Raw genomic sequence first — 15,782 nt, forward strand, 5'->3', positions numbered from 1 at the left:
CAGTAGATTGGAAATTAATTATCCGTCCTATTGGAAGATCCAGGGACGCCTCGCATGATATCAAGACAAGCACAAGACTATATCATCGTGAACTCGATAGACGAGATCGATCCTAATAAACTTTCTTTGGCTCAATTGGGAACCAAGTATTTGGACAGAAACGGGAACCGTTACGCTGTTCGTTTTAATAAAGAAAGTAGAAAGGCGGAGATCATTCGGATCACCCTTCAAAAAGCTTCCGAAGCAGAAGCGAATAAACCTAAATTAGGTAGAGTCAATCCTAAGGCGACATCCAATCCCTTAGATCTACAGAAATTATCTAATCTTCTTAAAAGTACAAAACATCCTAGTGCCGACTGGGTAGAGAACCTGGCAGAAAAAACGAAACATACTAAGCCAAGCTCTGCAAATTCGGAAAAGCCGGCTTATACTCCTAATTCTCAAAAAGAATTGGATATTTCCCCTTCTGAAGGTCCTGATCTATCCGCAAGAATGAACTCGGTCCAAAATGATATATTCGATCTTTCGAAAGTAGATCTGAATATCTCGGATGCTGGACTTTCTTCTAACGCCGCAAAAGAAGATATTCCGGTTTTTATTGAAAATATAGAAGCAGGTTCCAACAGAGAAACGAAATATATCGAAGATAGCGTGCAACAATTCCAAAGGATCAAAGATAGGATCGAATCCGTACTCAATAATATTCGAAATTCTAAAATTTTCGAAGCGACCGGAGATCCTTCCGAGAACAAAAACATAGTAGGAAATCTAGCAAGAGAATTCGATATAGAGTTCTTCCAGAAGTTGGACAAGATATTAAATTATCATAAAGAGCTAACTTCTTACCCTAGATCCATTACCTATTATATAGCTAAGTACGAGTCCCATCGTAAACAAGCATTGCAGTCCAAAACTTCCGATCAGGAAAAATTAAAACTAGTGATCCGTTGGGAAATGCAGGAACTTCTCTTAGATCTGACCAGAAAACTCAAAAAAATGGTCCTAAATGCTTTAAACGTCCTAAATACTAAAAACGAAAACCACCTAAAACAAGTAGCTTATAACCAACAACAGATGTATAAGGATGCCAGAAGCGCCTTATTATATTGTTCGGAAGATATAGGTGGACTACTTATCTCCTTGCAAAAATGGGCCGATAGCGAAGGATAGAAACCTTTTGCATGGCACTTAGCGATCAAGAGATAAAAACAATCGTAGAAAAGCTCCGAACCGAATACCGGGAAGGGGCCAAACAAAGTCCTAAAATTTTCGACGCCAAAGGTTTCGAGGATCGTTATATCCAAACCCTAAAACATAGGGGAAACCTGGACAATTTCCTGAAAGACGAAGTTGACTTTCTGGAAAAGATCAAAACCAAACATAAAGAACTTACGGAAAGAAGGAACGCCTCTAAGGGAGAAACGATCAATCGTATCCTGGACGAACAAGAGGAAAAACTTTCCAAATACCAAAGGGTGGATTTCCATCCGTTAGCCAGACCGGAAATGAGATATTTTTACGGTGCTATGACCACGTTTGCGGAGACCGACCTTCCTGTTCTAATCCATATATTCAGAGGAACTCCTGAATATTCTTCCTTCCAAGATAGTATCTCCATGATCGAAAGGGTCGGTGTCACTAAAAGAGGGATGCCTTCTCTTCGTATCTCAGAACATATTAAGGCATTATTAGATGCAAATGGGAACCAATCCACAATGGAAAGGGATTCCCAGAACATTCTAAAAGAAGTATGTATTGCACTCGCAGGACTCAGAAAGACAGCACTGGAATGTGTGGAGAAAAACAGGGTCAGCGACAGAATGACCGTACAAGTCAGCGATAGAGACTATCCGAAAGCTTCGGAAGCGTATAAGAATTTACTTTTCGGTATCGCATTGGAAAAAATAATCGTTAAAGCCGAAAATATCATCCGGGATTTCCGGATGAGTGACTTAGTCGGTCTGGACGCTAAATGAAACTTTCCATCGTAATTCCCTGTTATAACGAAAAACAGACCATCAAAAACATTTTAGAAACCGTAAAGAAGGTCCCATATAAGGATAAAGAGATCATCCTTGTGGACGATTTTTCCACGGACGGAACGAGGGAACTCCTAAAAACCGCTCCTTTTAAGAAGTTGGTGGACCAACTCGTTTTCCACGAGAAAAACCAGGGAAAAGGCGCTGCACTCCGCACAGGATTTAAAGCTGCCAAAGGCGATATAGTCATCGTTCAAGACGCGGACTTGGAATATGATCCGTTTGAAATTCCGGATGTGATCGATCCGATCTACAAAGGCAAAGCTGACGTTGTTTTCGGAAGCAGATTTATGGGGGGAAGAGCCCATAGAGTCGTATACTACTGGCATAGACTCGGAAATCTATTCTTGACCACCCTTTCCAATATGTTCACGAACATTAATCTGACCGATATGGAAACTTGTTATAAAGCGTTCCGTAGAGAAGTGATCCAAGGGATCGATATTAAAGAGAATCGTTTCGGGTTCGAGCCTGAGATTACCGCTAAGATCGCAAAGATCCCGGACATTCGTATTTACGAAGTAGGGATCTCCTATTACGGACGTACTTACGCAGAAGGTAAAAAGATAGGTTGGAAAGACGGATTTAGAGCCATCTACTGTATCCTAAGATACAATCTATTTTCTTAATATCCCAGTTCCCTCTTTGGGAATTTCGTATTCTCGATATTCCCAAAGACCTTTCGTTTTCACTTCATTCTCTTTCCAAGCATGACCGAATAATTCCAGCCAAACAGGACGGATCTCCGCTTCTGCCAATACTTTCATTCTATATTTATGCATTAGAATATTATTCGACTCTGGAAGTTTCGCAGCGTATTCCACCACAGCATCAGAATAAGAAATAAATCCTACTTTCTCTCCAGGATGTTTCTTGGAAAGAAAAGATACTATCGCGTCCATTCCTTGTGCGGAAGTTTCATTATGAATACATAATACTCTTTTTTGAAAATAAGAAGGTCCGATAGATCCGCAAAGAACATCGTCTAAAAACAATAAACTGGAAGCTTGGGAATCCTTGTAAATAGAACGAATTGATCTGATCTCTTTTGAACTTCGTTGGTAATTCACAAAACCGGCCAATGTCATTCCGAAAGAATAAATCACTAAAATGGAAAACGCCAAGTTTTTGCCTGATTTTCCCAGTTTCCATTCGGAAATCTCGGTCACTTCTTTCAAAACCAAAACAAATGGGATCAATGCAAGTCCGACATATCTTGGTCCCCAGTTTGAAACCCCATCGTTCGGAGCAAGGAATGCAATCAGTATGATAAATACATAAGAACTGAGCCCTAAATGATAGAAGGAGGCTTGGATCTTTCCTTCTTTGGCTTTTTTAACAAAGAAATAAAACAAAGGAAGAAGGATCGGTAAATAGATCAAAAGTCCCGGCATTGTATACGTTCCGATCAGGATTGTGAATGCCCTAGAAAGAACCGTTCCTTGGTCTTCGCCTGTATTAAAATTTTGGAAATATCTAGGACCGATCGGATGTTGGTAATCCAATGTATGGAATAAGAATAGTAGAAGTACAATAACTGAAAAAGATACGGAGAACCAAAAAGATTTTTTCCACCAATCTTTTCCGAAAGCGACCCAGCCGCTAGCCCAGAAGATCACAAAGAAGATCAGAACTTCTAATCTTAACCAAACTCCAAGTCCTAGAGCGATCCCTCCGATTAGTTTATTGGAAATTTTATCTTCAGTCTTATAAAAGAAAGTAAGTCCTAATAATTCTAAAAGAAGAAGAGGAGGATGTTCCGAAAGTTCGGGTCCCATCAAAAAGATATACGTTCCGAAAAAAGTAAAAGCGAGCCAGAACCAGGAAAGATCCCAGAATCTTCTCAAAATATAAGCGGAGATCAGATTGAATATTCCCATCAAAACGGAAACAATCGGTACCCAACCTAAAACTAAAAATGGTGCGATCAGAAGCGTGAGAAAGATCGGATATTGACCGATCATTCTATCTCCTATCTGGAAAACCATCGGGGCTTTCCAAAGAAAATAATTATAAGTCGGATCTAGATCGAGGGAAGGATAGATCAGATTTTCAGTGCTGAAACCTGATTGAAACATGGAATAGGCTTGGTGGTATTTCAAAAACTGATCTGAAAAAAGTGCCTCCCAAGGTTTTAGTAAAATTAGGATCCCGAAATAAATTGCGCTAAATAGAAAGAATCCTTTTGAAATTCCAGTTGTTTTCATGATCGAAGGCAAGCATCCCCCACCCCCTAATTTATGAAACGAATTCTTGCCGGTACAAACACCCGCCATTTAAGTTTTTCGAAATAAATTTTGTATTTTTACTTGTAATTTCGATAATTACACCGGGAGATCAGTCTAAAACCCAAACATTCTCAAAGGAGAAAATCACTCGTGAAAACGAAACTTTATCTGATCCCTAGCCTTCTGGTGCTTTTAACTTTCGGCAGCCTTCAAGCTGGAAATTTTAAATTAGATAACGCTCACACCGGCGTTGGCTTCAAGATCAAACACCTTACCATTTCTAACGTATCCGGAAGTTTTAAAGACTTCAGCGGAAAATTCGCTTATGACGAAGCTACCGGTGCTCTTACTGATCTAGACGTAACTATCAAAGCAGCTTCCATTCACACTAACGACGAGAAAAGAGACGGACACTTGAAAGGAAAAGATTTCTTCAATGTAGACGATCATCCTTCTCTTACTTTCAAAGCAAAAAAAGCTACCGTTAAAAAAGGCGGAGTTTCTAAGATCCAAGGAGAATTAACTATCAAAGGAGTGACTAAACCGGTTACTTTAGAAGTTAAATTCACAGGATCTGCAAAAGACCCATGGGGAAATACTCACCTAGGTTTCGAAGCAGAAACTAAAATCAAAAGAGCTGATTTTGATATCGCTTGGAACAAACCTTTGGAAAAAGGCGGACTTCTAATCGGAGAAGAAGTTTCTATCCGTATCGAAGGCGAAGCACTTCCAGAATAATCTATATTATCCGATCGGGGCTTTTGAAAGAAGGTCCCGATGTTTCTAATCTTCTCCCATATTCTTCTCCTCCCTCCTTTTTACACGTAACCTTCTCAGCTTCCCATCGAAATAGGAACAGATCAGGCCAGAAAAATCAGGCTTAGATACTTCCATCTGGAGAAACAAAAGATGAACGATCTAACTAAAAGTATGATCATCGGAGCCGCTCTAACAGGGTTATTCGCAACAGGAGCGATGGCAGAAAAGAAAGAAGCAAAAACAGAAGAACCTAAAGGAGAATGCCACGGGATCAATTCTTGTAAAGGTACCGGGGACTGCGGTGGAAAAGGTCATAGCTGCGCCGGAAAAAATTCCTGCAAAGGAGAAGGTTGGATCTCTCTTACTAAAAAAGAATGTGAATCCAAAAAAGGAACATTTAAGAGCTAACCTGAACGATCAAACCGTTTCTGGTCATCCCCGAAAGGAATTCGGAAATAGATCCCAAACCTTTCGGAGGATTTCCACAAATTTCCAAAGACCTTAAGATACTTTTTCCTTCGTACAAATTTTTACCGAAGGACCATTCCCATTTTTCAATCTCTGAGACGAATAAGTCAGATCCTTTTTTTCCTAAGACCAAATATTGTTTTTTTTCGTTTAGAAAATCAGGAAGATCTTTCTGATTTTCAGTTTTCCATAGATCATAAATCGGATAAGAATATTCTAAAAACGAAACGGAAGAATGAAAGGTAACCTTTAGATCTTCCGTTTCTCCTTGAAGTAAACCGTTTTGCAGGTTAGTCCCATCATTTTTGCTAAGATGGAATATTCTAAAAACATAAAGTTCAAAATCTGCAATCTCTGCTAACACAGGGTGTTCCGAAAAATTCATCTTTAAATAGTCCGGAAATTTTTCCCCATAATCGGATAGATTATAAGAATATGATGAATTTTCCTTAATAAAGTTTTTCGCTGTTTCGAAAAAGTCCTCATCTCCCAAGACTCGCCAAACTGTTTCATATTTTTCTCCCAAGGCCTCCGTAAATCTGGCGCTATAAGCGTTTTGATAAACAGAGATCGCGGAACTATGTTCCAATTTTCCGCCAGGCAGGATATGCTCCGACAATAATGGAACTTCTTCTTTTCCCATAATGGTACTCGAAAAAAATTTTCTGAATTCTTCCGGGTTCATTTCGGCACAGATCCCAAAATTGATTTTGCTTTGAGGGCTTCTTCTTCCATTTCTAAAAAGTTTGGAATATCCTCGTCCCATTCTAGTAAGATTGGAATTCCACGGATTTTATCCGCAAAAGAAGAAAATAGATCCCAAACTTCTTTTGCGACCGGTCTAGAATGTGTATCGAATAAAAATTCTCCTGTATCCGTATGCCCGGCAAGATGGATCTGCCCTACATTCTCCCAAGGAATGGAATCCAAATATGTGAATGCGGAAAATCCATGGTTGATCGAATTCACATATATATTATTAATATCTAATAAGATCCCACATCCGCTTTTTTTAGAAAGTTCCGAGATAAATTCCCATTCTGTCATTTCGCTCTGCGGAAAACTCAAATAGGTCGAAACATTTTCCAATAGGATCTTTCTACCCAAGATCTCTTGGACCTGCATAACTCTCTCTATCGCAAATTTCAGGAATTCTTCAGTAAAAGGAAAAGGTAATAGATCGTGTAGATAATTTCCGGACTGTTCTGTCCAGCAAAGATGATCAGAAACCAGGAAAGGATCTATTCTTTGGATCAGTTCCTTCCATCGTTGTATATACTTTTTATCGGGAAAAGTTCCGCCAAGTATTGATAAGGAAACTCCATGTAACGCGACCGGAAAATTTTTGCGTATAAACTCCAACGTCTCCAGGGGGCGACCTTGGGTATCCATATAATTTTCGGTGATTGCCTCGAACCAAGAAATTCTGACAGGTTCACCCTTTCTTAAATAAGGATAATGTTCTTTTCTTAAGCCCACTCCGATGGAAGACATATATTCTCCGATGTAACCTATTTCGATTCGATCCGAACAAGGATACATGAACAAGTCGTATTTTTTACCGATCGTACTTTTACTTCTCTGGGACTGCTCCGGAAGACAACTAGCGGATCCTGTTTTCAAACAAGATGGAAAAACCGCAATCCAAGGTTACGATCCGGTCGCTTATTTTAAGGAATCCAAACCGAAAGAAGGAAATCCTAAATTCAGTTTTCATTGGAAAGGTGCGGACTGGAGATTTTCTTCCGAAAAAAATCTGGAATCTTTTAAGAAGTCTCCGGAAAGTTTCGCTCCTCAATACGGAGGATATTGCGCTTATGCAATGAGAGACGGAGAAACTTATGAAACGGATCCTAAAGCTTGGAAAATTGTCTCCGGCAAATTATATTTGAACTATAACGAGAAGGTCCACGGTTTTTGGGAAAGAGACATACCCGGAAATATCGTAAAAGCGGATAATCAGTGGAAGGTTTTGCCTTTAATCAAAACAAACCCTTAACTAACGATCTTTCATTACTAAAAAATTATAGGAAGCGATGATCTTTTGTGTCATCTCCAGACCGTTTTTGTTTACGTCAGGATGATATTTTTTGATCATCTCTTTGTATTTATTTTTTAATTCAGCTTTTGTATATTCTTCGGAGAGTCCTAAAAATTCCCGATGCTCTCTTGTCTCAGCATCTTCATCCTCGTAAAACGATTTAGAAGAGAATTTTTTGCGGAAATTGGATTTTTTCTTTTTAGTCTTTTCTCTTTCTTCTTCTCTGAATCTTCCGAAAATTTCGTAATAAGCCCTATCTCTATATTCCGAGGTAATTTGTCGGATAGGGAATAACTTAGTATTTAAGATTTGAAAGAAATAATTCCTTAAGAATACATCGGCTCCATAATCTCCCGAAAAACCTTTTCTTTCCAAAAATTCGGTGATCCCGTTATCCACTAATCTTTGCACATCGAATTGATCGTCGAAGTAGGAATCGAATGCGTCTTCGAATTTTTTGGTAGAAGATATGAGTAAAAGTAGAAGTTCCTTATCCAGATCATGTCTTTCCAATTTAGAAAGAACGATCTCCTTCAAATAAGCACGGAATTCATCCAGATAAGTGTCATCGAAATACACTCCACCTTTTGCGAATTCGTAGGCGAGGCCTTCGATTTTTAGGACCTTCTCCAGTAATAAAATGAGAAGATCCGCGTTGTCCTGGGTAAATCCTTGGGAACCTTTGGAAGAATATTCCCTTTCTCCTCGGAGAGTATATAGGAGTTTAAAATAATCCTCTCGTCGGATCTCTAAAATTTCGATCAGTTTTTCGGAGGAGATAAACCACTCACAATCATTGCTGGAAGACTGTATCTCGAAGATTACGTCCTCTAAGGAAGATTTTACCTGATCAAAACTGCGAGCGTTCAAAGTGAGAACCTATACTTAGACCCTTCTGCCCCGAATCGAGTTTGTCCACCTATTTTCCCGAGAAAAAAGATTTGATCCGGGCCGCATAAAACGAGATTTTTCCCACATGTTACCCCTTCTCGCGGTTTTCGGTTGTTTCACTCTTTATTTTTTAGGTTATAAGTTTTACTCCGGATTTTTATCAAAATCCATCTTCCAACTCAAAGACACTGTGGGTGATACCCCGGCTCATAAGTTCAATGACGGTGTAGATTATCTTCCCACAAAGCCCGCGGTTTTATTCGGGCACCATTATGCTTCCATCGCGGGACTCGCTCCCATCCTAGGACCTGCAGTTGCAGTGATCTGGGGTTGGTTGCCTGCGATGCTTTGGGTGGTATTTGGAGGAATTTTCATAGGTTGTGTCCATGATTTCGGAGCAATCGTAGTTTCGGTCCGTAACCAAGGTAAATCGATCGGGCAAGTTGCTCAGGATCTTTTAGGACCAAGGGCGAGAAGTTTATTTCATGCGATCATTTTTTTCTTAGTCGCATTGGCAATGGGTGTGTTCGTGATCGTTCTTGCAGAAATGTTCTCTGCGGATCCTAAATTAAAGCAGGCACCCGTCACCCCTACTCCACAAATCGAACAAACACAAACTGCTCCGAGCATCAAAGACCATGTGCATCCTTCCGAAGTTAGGGTAGAAACTCCTTCTTCTCCTATTAAACTCAGAAGTCATTTCCCGGAGGCAGTAATTCCTACTGCAGGGATCATGGTGTTTGCCGTTTTAGTAGGATGGCTTCATTATAAAAAAGGAATGAAGTTAGGACCTCTCACATTCGCTTCCGTAACACTTACTTTGATAGTAATGGTTCTCGGAATGAATGAATCCATTCTCACATGGACAGGTCTGAATGATATAGACAAATCCCCGGGTGTTCCAATTTGGAAAATTATACTTCTTGCATATGCTTTTCTGGCTTCCGTAACTCCAGTTTGGCTACTTCTCCAAAGTAGGGACTATATCAATTCCTTCTTATTGTATTTAGGGATTATCGCAATTTATTTCGGTTTCGTAAAAGGAAGTATCTTCGGCGAATTTTCTTCCTTTAACGCGGAAGCGATCCGCACTGAAAAAGTGGATATGGATATTATTCCGTTCGTGTTCATCACGATTGCATGCGGAGCGGTTTCCGGTTTCCATGCTTTGGTAAGCTCCGGAACCACTGCAAAACAATTGGATAGAGAAATAGATGCAAGGGTAATCGGATACGGCGGAATGATAGGTGAATCCCTTTTAGGTCTTACATCGGTTGTTGCCTGTACGATCGGATTTGCATCCGCGGGAGAATGGTCTTCTTTTTATAAATCCTGGTCCGGTATCCAAGGTTTAGCACCTTCTGTAGGGGCTTATATCTATGGAACCGGAAGATTTATCTCTCAGTTGGGATTCGACGAAGGTTTTGCCCAAGGTTTTATCGCACTCGTTGTAGTAAGCTTTGCTTTGACATCCTTAGATTCGGCTACCAGATTATTAAGATATAATATAGAAGAGATCGCAGAAAGTTTCAATTCGGAAACGATCAGAAAAATTTTAGGGAATCGTTATGTTTCCAGTATTATCGCATGTGTTGCGATCGGATTTTTTGCATTCTTACAAATCGACCAAAACGGTAAAAAAACCACCGCGGGATTAGCGCTTTGGAAACTATTCGGGACAACAAACCAGCTGCTTGCAGGACTTGCTTTACTTGTAATCACAATCTATCTATTGTATTCTAAGAAAAAGACCTGGATCAGTTTTATACCGATGATATTCGTATTAGGCGCAACACTCTGGGCAATGGTTATTAACTTCTACGATTTTATATTCTCCAAGTCTCCTAGTTATTTACTCGCGACAGTCGGAGGAGTTTTAATCTTTCTAACCGTTTGGTTATTATTAGAAGCGATCCTGGCATGGAGAAGGTTTTCTAAAGCATGAAATTTTGCAGCGTTTGCGGCTCTGAAGTAGTCCAAAAAATCCCAGAAGGAGACAGTCTCACAAGATACGTTTGTGAGAACTGTGGCACCATACATTATCAAAATCCAAAGGTAATCGTTGGGACCATTCCTATTTGGGAAGGTAAAATACTACTCTGCAAACGTGCGATAGAACCTAGAAAAGGATACTGGACCCTACCCGCCGGATTTTTAGAGAACAGAGAAACTGTGGAAGAAGGCGCCGCAAGAGAAACTTCGGAAGAAGCAAATGCAAAGATCGATATTGTTCGTCTTCATTCCGTTTACAGTATTCCTCATATCAGCCAAGTTTATATGTTCTTCCTTGCCAATTTAATCGATGGAATTTTTTCGAAAAGCCCCGAATCGGAAGAAGTAAAACTATTCTCTCCCGAAGAAATACCTTGGGAAGAGATCGCGTTTGCCTCCGTCACATTCGCATTAAAACGTTATACTGAAAAATCCGAGCCTTCCAATTCGGGAACTCATATGGGTTCGATCCGTAACAGAAAATTAGAGGATAAAACATAAGTGCATTTTTTCTCGGAAGGAATTTCCTAGTAGCATGTTCGGAAAAATTTTTCCTTTTTTAGGTATTCTGGGAGTTCTATTCTCTTCTTCGATTTCCGCAAATTCATTGATCAGTACTGAATCCGGCTCCTTCTCTCCGAACTGGGACGGAGTCTCCGATATTCTCAGATTCAAGATACAAACTTCTTCTTTGCCTAAACTACAAGATTGGGAATTAACGATCAGAAGTGCCTCAGGAGAAACTGTTCGAAAATTCGAAGCAGGAAAGATCCGCAAAAAAGGATTCACGATTTTTTCCGACGAAAACGAATTCGCTTCGGAAGATATATATCTACCTTCTATCCTGGAATGGGATGGAGAAAATGAAAACGGAACTCCGGTGGGAGACGGGTATTATACCTACCAACTATTTTTACTCACCACAAACAAAGAAAGGATACTCTCCGAAGAGTCTACATTCTACTTAGATGCGAGACCTCCCAAAGTAGAGGCAAATTGTAAAACCAAGTTATTATTAAGCGAAGACAGGAATTTATCTAAGATCATCATACAACAAAAAACCTCCGGAGAATCCGCCGATATGTTCATCGGAGAATTTTTAGACTTCGAAGGCAGATCCTTAAAAGCTTATACTTGGAGAAATAGAGAAGTTCCTTACCAACTCGTATGGGATGGAACCGATTCGAATGGTAGGATCGTTCCCCCCGGTTTATATACGTATAAACTCACAGGAAGAGATCCTGCAGGAAACGAATCCATAGATAAGATCGAAAATCTTACGGTCAAAAACGAGTCTTCCGGAGTGGATCTAAATATAGAAGGAGATTTATTTCCTTCCGACCCGAACAATCCTTTAAATCGTATTAAATTTAACTCATACGTTTCTTCTAAATTAAAATCCGATTCCTATGAGCTGGAAATTTTCAAAAATGAAGCAAAAGAGGATAATTTAGTCTTTTCCCAAAAATCATTGGGAGAGCCTCCTGCAGAACTGAATTGGGAACCGAAGAACAAAGAAAATAAATCTTTAGGCCCGGGAATATATTTCTATCGTCTAACGGTTTATAATAGATACGATAAGTATACAAGTGTCCCTAAAAAATTCCAACTTTCAGACCAAAAGCCGAAATTCTCTTACGATGTTTCTCCAGGCGGATTTACACCTGATGGAGATTGGCAAAAAGATCTAGTCGAGATCCGTCTAAGATCCAAAGGACTCCCGATAGTATCCTGGAAGATCAATATTATGGAATCCTATTACGATGGAGATAAACAAGAGGAAAGGATCGTCCGTAGTTGGAACGGAACCGGAAACGGCCCGGAAAAATTGATCTGGTACGGTTTAGACGACCAAGGAAGAAGAATAGGATCTCTTGCAGAACTTAGATTTGTTCTCTCTTACAAGGACATTTTCGGCGGAGAAGAAGAGCTGGAATTAGGGGATATCAAAACGGATATCCTAGTCGTAAAAGAGAAAGAAGGTTTCAGATTCTCCGTTCCAAATCGTATCTACGAAGACAAATGGTGGACATTACCTTCTAAACTAAAATCGGTCTTAAATAAATTCCCAGGATACAAAGCGGAATTGCAGATCCATACATCTCATAGGGGAGATGACGAATATAATCTAAGAGCTTCCGAAGAAAAAGCGAAGAAGGTATTCCAATCTTTATTCGGAAAAGATTATGAATTCGGAAGATATAGATACAGAGGTTATGGAGAAACATTACCTTTGATCCCCGGCAACGGAGCTTATGAAGTGGATCGAAACGAAAGAGTAGATTTCTTCTTAAGTGTAGGAAAATAAAATGTGTACTTCTTTAATTTATAGAGATCCAAGTAAAGGAATACTTGGGGTCGGATTTAACAGAGATGAATCCGTAAAAAGAAAACCTTCTCTTTTTCCTCAATTACTCGAATCGAATTCCGGAAAAGCAATCGCACCGATCGACGGAGAAGCGGGAGGCACTTGGATCGGAGTTACCCAAACGGGAGAAATTATCTGCTTAGTAAACTACTACGAGGCTACCTTAAAATTACTGCGCAATCCTGTGAGTAGAGGACTACTAGTTCGTTCCGTTCTTTTAGGAGAGAGAACTCCTGAGTCTTATACGGATTCAGAGTTGGAAAAATATTATCCGTTCAAATTATTTAAAGTAAGCAAAGAGAAAACAGAAATATTTATCTGGGACGGTAAGACTTACCAAACAGAAACGGACTCGGAAACATTTGCAGTTTTCGGAAGTTCCTTCACGCAAGGACCAAAAGCCCAGGTCTCCAGAAGAGAAACATTCGATAATAATTTTCGTCCTTCTTCGCTTCCGGATGCCACAAATTTTGCAAATATAGCTAAGTCATTCTTATCTTCTCATCTACCGGAACAAGGCGCTTTATCGCCTTGTATGCATAGAAGAGACGCACATTCCGTATCCAGAACAGTAATCGTTTTGGATGGAGCTTCTGTTTATTTCTCTTACAAGAATTCTCAGCCTTGCGAAGAAGGACCTGAAGAAGATTACAATTTCACTTTGACTGAATTTCGAACTTCTGCATGATTGTCGTATGGCGGGCACTAATTCCCTTTTCGACGATAAATACGAATACCGGGACCCTTCTCAACAGAAGAGGAAGAACGCTCGCGTCAAAATCACCATAGACGGTGATTTTATAGTCAAAGGTAAAACCCAAAGATTTCCGGTATTCATAGTTGATATAGGAACTGGAGGAGCAGGCCTTGAGACCCGCACTTCCGTTTTCGAAGGAGACAGGATCATCCTATTCGGAAATATCAACGGCAAAAATATGGAACTCGAATCGGAAGTAATCCGAGTCTCCGGAAAAAAAGCGAACGTAATCTTTATCAGCCTTTCTGAAGAAGACAAAGATCTAATCCAAGACTTGATCCACAAAAAGTTCTTCGACAAAGACAAAAAGCCTCTATCCTGAAAAAAATCACCAAAGCAGTCTGGATACTTTCCTTCATCAGTCTTTTCACTGATGTATCCAGCGAGATGTTATATCCGATCATGCCTCTTTATTTAAAGAGTATCGGATTCTCCGTGGTTTTGATCGGAGTCTTAGAAGGGTTTGCAGAAGCGATCGCAGGACTTAGCAAAGGATATTTTGGAAAACTTTCAGACTTAAACGGCAAGAGAGTTCCTTTCGTTCAGTTCGGATATTTATTAAGCGCAATTTCAAAACCTATCATGGGGTTTTTCACATTCCCGTTCTGGATCTTTTTATCCAGGACAATGGATCGATTGGGAAAGGGGATTAGAACAGGAGCAAGAGACGCATTACTTTCCGACGAAGCAACACCGGAGACCAAGGGTACGGTTTTCGGATTCCATCGTTCTATGGATACTTTAGGAGCAGTACTCGGGCCCACATTCGCTTTAATATTTTTGCATTTTTATCCTGAAAATTATTCTGCTCTGTTTTTTATAGCAGCTATTCCGGGACTTTCGGCATTTCTGATCTCGGGCCTTTTAAAGGAGAAGAAGAAAGAAAAATTAGTAATACAAGAGGACTCGAACTTTCTATCTTCTTTTCTCTATTGGAAGAATGCGCCTATTTCCTATAAAAAATTAGTAATAGGACTTTTAGTCTTCGGGCTAGTCAATAGTTCCGATCTTTTTCTTCTTTTGATGGTGAAAGCAAAAGGTTTAGAAGATTCTCAAGTGATTGGAATATACATATTCTATAATTTAGTGTATGCTTTATTTTCTCTTCCCGCAGGTATCTTAGCGGATAAAGTAGGACTCAAGCCCTCATTGGTTTTCGGTTTATTTGTATTCGCTTTCGTATACGGAGGAATGGCATTTGCAGAAAACAAAATTCACTTCTATTCCTTATTCTTTTTGTATGGGATCTATGCAGCTAGCACAGAAGGGACTTCCAAAGCATTGATCACAAATATTATTCCTAAAACGGATTCAGCTTCTGCGATAGGAACATTTGCGGGATTGAATAGTATTGCCGCTTTGATTGCGAGCAATCTTGGCGGATTGATCTGGTTTTATTCGGGACCTAAAAGTATGTTCCTGATGACAGCTTTAGTTTCGATAACTGTTTCTTTTTATTTCATTCGCCTTACACTTAAAAATTCCGAAATTTAGAAGGAAATTATTCTCCTTCTAATTCTTCTAAGATCGGACAATCCGGTCTATGATCTCCATGACAATGTTTTGCTAAATGAGTAAGAGTATCGCACATGGATTGTAATTCCGAAATTTTAGCCTGCATTTCTTTTACATGAGTCATGGCAAGGGATTTGACCTGAGCACTTGCTCTAGATTTATTTTTCCAAAGTCCCAATAACTGTTTAATCTCTGGCAATGAAAATCCAAGACCTCTGGCTCTTTTGATAAATCTCAATATATGAATGTCTTTTTCTGAATACAGTCTATATCCCGAATCTGCACGAATGGGCTTAGAGACTAAACCGATGGATTCATAATGCCTGACTAATTTTGGGTTTACCCCGGATAATTTGGCGACTTCCCCGATATTCATAAATTCATAACCTTCCAATGATTAGAAGGTTAGAAAATCTTATTTTTTATTAAAAATCCGATTTTTTTTGGATTTGGGTCTTGACCTTCCCACTATTGGAAGGTTGACAATAGTATTATAGATTAAGGAGAGATAAAATGTACGAGATCAAATTATCAGGAATGACCTGCGAACATTGTGTAAGAACGGTATCTAAAACAATCCAATCTTTCGATTCCGAGTCTAAACCGGTAGTGGACTTAAACTCCCAGACTGCACGTTTCGAAACCAAAAAAGATATTTCTTCTCTTCCAAAACTATTAGAAGAAGAAGGATATCCAGTGGTTTCCATCAACCAGGAGTAAAAGA

At 39.6% G+C, this 15,782-nt stretch carries 18 protein-coding genes; 13 read left to right on the forward strand and 5 right to left on the reverse strand.

Translation table 11 applies throughout. The features are described from left to right. Window positions 1-54 precede the first annotated feature (54 nt). From EHO58_RS06390 to EHO58_RS06400, 3 genes are read left to right on the forward strand one after another with little or no spacing between them, the layout of a single operon-like run. Window positions 55-1,170, forward strand: a complete 1,116-nt coding sequence (locus tag EHO58_RS06390) for an LIC_10450 family protein (RefSeq protein WP_135628316.1) — start codon at window positions 55-57, stop codon at window positions 1,168-1,170. A gap of 11 nt (window positions 1,171-1,181) precedes the next feature. Further along, window positions 1,182-1,976: a hypothetical protein gene (locus tag EHO58_RS06395; RefSeq protein WP_135628315.1), complete on the forward strand. Its 795-nt coding sequence runs from the start codon at window positions 1,182-1,184 to the stop codon at window positions 1,974-1,976. Next, window positions 1,973-2,668: a glycosyltransferase family 2 protein gene (locus EHO58_RS06400; protein WP_108928887.1), complete on the forward strand. Its 696-nt coding sequence runs from the start codon at window positions 1,973-1,975 to the stop codon at window positions 2,666-2,668. Before EHO58_RS06395 ends, EHO58_RS06400 begins: the two co-directional genes overlap by 4 nt. Here EHO58_RS06400 and EHO58_RS06405 read toward each other — a convergent pair. Continuing rightward, window positions 2,657-4,246, reverse strand: coding sequence for an LA_3751/LA_3752 family putative glycosyltransferase (locus EHO58_RS06405; RefSeq protein ID WP_135679378.1), 1,590 nt, complete (start codon window positions 4,244-4,246; stop codon window positions 2,657-2,659). The two genes, EHO58_RS06400 and EHO58_RS06405, sit on opposite strands and share 12 nt — an antisense overlap. Before the next feature lie 171 nt (window positions 4,247-4,417). Here EHO58_RS06405 and EHO58_RS06410 point away from each other — a divergent pair, with 171 nt between their 5' ends. Beyond that, on the forward strand, window positions 4,418-5,005 hold the full coding sequence (locus EHO58_RS06410; RefSeq protein ID WP_135628313.1) for a YceI family protein: 588 nt from the start codon (window positions 4,418-4,420) through the stop codon (window positions 5,003-5,005). Window positions 5,006-5,176: 171 nt separating this feature from the next. Beyond that, window positions 5,177-5,434 carry a BufA2 family periplasmic bufferin-type metallophore gene (gene bufA2 / locus EHO58_RS06415; protein WP_135628312.1) on the forward strand — a complete coding sequence of 86 codons (258 nt, stop codon included), beginning with the start codon at window positions 5,177-5,179 and terminating at the stop codon, window positions 5,432-5,434. Here bufA2 and EHO58_RS06420 read toward each other — a convergent pair. Both EHO58_RS06420 and bufB read right to left on the reverse strand, forming a co-directional pair. Then, window positions 5,424-6,179 (reverse strand): HvfC/BufC N-terminal domain-containing protein, encoded by a 756-nt coding sequence (locus tag EHO58_RS06420; protein ID WP_135679380.1) that lies wholly within the window; start codon window positions 6,177-6,179, stop codon window positions 5,424-5,426. The genes bufA2 and EHO58_RS06420 overlap by 11 nt on opposite strands. Then, a complete protein-coding gene (gene bufB, locus EHO58_RS06425) occupies window positions 6,176-6,988 on the reverse strand; it encodes an MNIO family bufferin maturase (RefSeq protein WP_135679382.1) in 813 nt (270 codons plus the stop codon). Before bufB ends, EHO58_RS06420 begins: the two co-directional genes overlap by 4 nt. Window positions 6,989-7,034: 46 nt before the next feature. Here bufB and EHO58_RS06430 point away from each other — a divergent pair, with 46 nt between their 5' ends. Continuing rightward, window positions 7,035-7,493 (forward strand): YHS domain-containing (seleno)protein, encoded by a 459-nt coding sequence (locus tag EHO58_RS06430; protein ID WP_135679384.1) that lies wholly within the window; start codon window positions 7,035-7,037, stop codon window positions 7,491-7,493. On the opposite strand, the gene EHO58_RS06435 is transcribed toward EHO58_RS06430, so the two are convergent. Then, window positions 7,494-8,405, reverse strand: coding sequence for a DnaJ domain-containing protein (locus EHO58_RS06435; protein ID WP_135679386.1), 912 nt, complete (start codon window positions 8,403-8,405; stop codon window positions 7,494-7,496). Between the two features lie 106 nt (window positions 8,406-8,511). On the opposite strand from EHO58_RS06435, the gene EHO58_RS06440 reads away from it, so the two are divergent. The 6 genes from EHO58_RS06440 to EHO58_RS06465 are packed head-to-tail and all read left to right on the forward strand — an operon-like array spanning window position 8,512 to window position 15,037. Further along, window positions 8,512-10,371: a carbon starvation CstA family protein gene (locus tag EHO58_RS06440; RefSeq protein ID WP_135679388.1), complete on the forward strand. Its 1,860-nt coding sequence runs from the start codon at window positions 8,512-8,514 to the stop codon at window positions 10,369-10,371. Next, window positions 10,368-10,919: an NUDIX hydrolase gene (locus EHO58_RS06445; protein WP_135679389.1), complete on the forward strand. Its 552-nt coding sequence runs from the start codon at window positions 10,368-10,370 to the stop codon at window positions 10,917-10,919. The genes EHO58_RS06440 and EHO58_RS06445 overlap by 4 nt, the downstream gene beginning before the upstream one ends. Before the next feature lie 34 nt (window positions 10,920-10,953). Then, complete coding sequence (gene lsa66 / locus EHO58_RS06450; RefSeq protein WP_135679390.1) at window positions 10,954-12,726, forward strand: fibronectin-binding adhesin Lsa66; 1,773 nt, start codon at window positions 10,954-10,956, stop codon at window positions 12,724-12,726. A 1-nt stretch (window position 12,727) separates the two neighbouring features. After that, complete coding sequence (locus EHO58_RS06455; RefSeq protein ID WP_135628304.1) at window positions 12,728-13,474, forward strand: NRDE family protein; 747 nt, start codon at window positions 12,728-12,730, stop codon at window positions 13,472-13,474. A 7-nt stretch (window positions 13,475-13,481) separates the two neighbouring features. Continuing rightward, window positions 13,482-13,865, forward strand: coding sequence for a PilZ domain-containing protein (locus EHO58_RS06460; RefSeq protein WP_100721962.1), 384 nt, complete (start codon window positions 13,482-13,484; stop codon window positions 13,863-13,865). Then, window positions 13,862-15,037: an MFS transporter gene (locus EHO58_RS06465; RefSeq protein ID WP_135679391.1), complete on the forward strand. Its 1,176-nt coding sequence runs from the start codon at window positions 13,862-13,864 to the stop codon at window positions 15,035-15,037. Before EHO58_RS06460 ends, EHO58_RS06465 begins: the two co-directional genes overlap by 4 nt. A 7-nt stretch (window positions 15,038-15,044) precedes the next feature. Here EHO58_RS06465 and cueR read toward each other — a convergent pair whose 3' ends face one another. Then, window positions 15,045-15,434, reverse strand: a complete 390-nt coding sequence (gene cueR, locus EHO58_RS06470; protein ID WP_135679392.1) for a Cu(I)-responsive transcriptional regulator — start codon at window positions 15,432-15,434, stop codon at window positions 15,045-15,047. Between the two features lie 137 nt (window positions 15,435-15,571). Here cueR and EHO58_RS06475 point away from each other — a divergent pair, with 137 nt between their 5' ends. Continuing rightward, complete coding sequence (locus tag EHO58_RS06475; protein ID WP_135679393.1) at window positions 15,572-15,778, forward strand: heavy-metal-associated domain-containing protein; 207 nt, start codon at window positions 15,572-15,574, stop codon at window positions 15,776-15,778. Window positions 15,779-15,782 lie beyond the last annotated feature (4 nt).

The sequence above is a fragment of the Leptospira selangorensis genome, from assembly GCF_004769405.1.
GTDB classification, from domain to species: Bacteria; Spirochaetota; Leptospiria; order Leptospirales; family Leptospiraceae; genus Leptospira_B; species Leptospira_B selangorensis.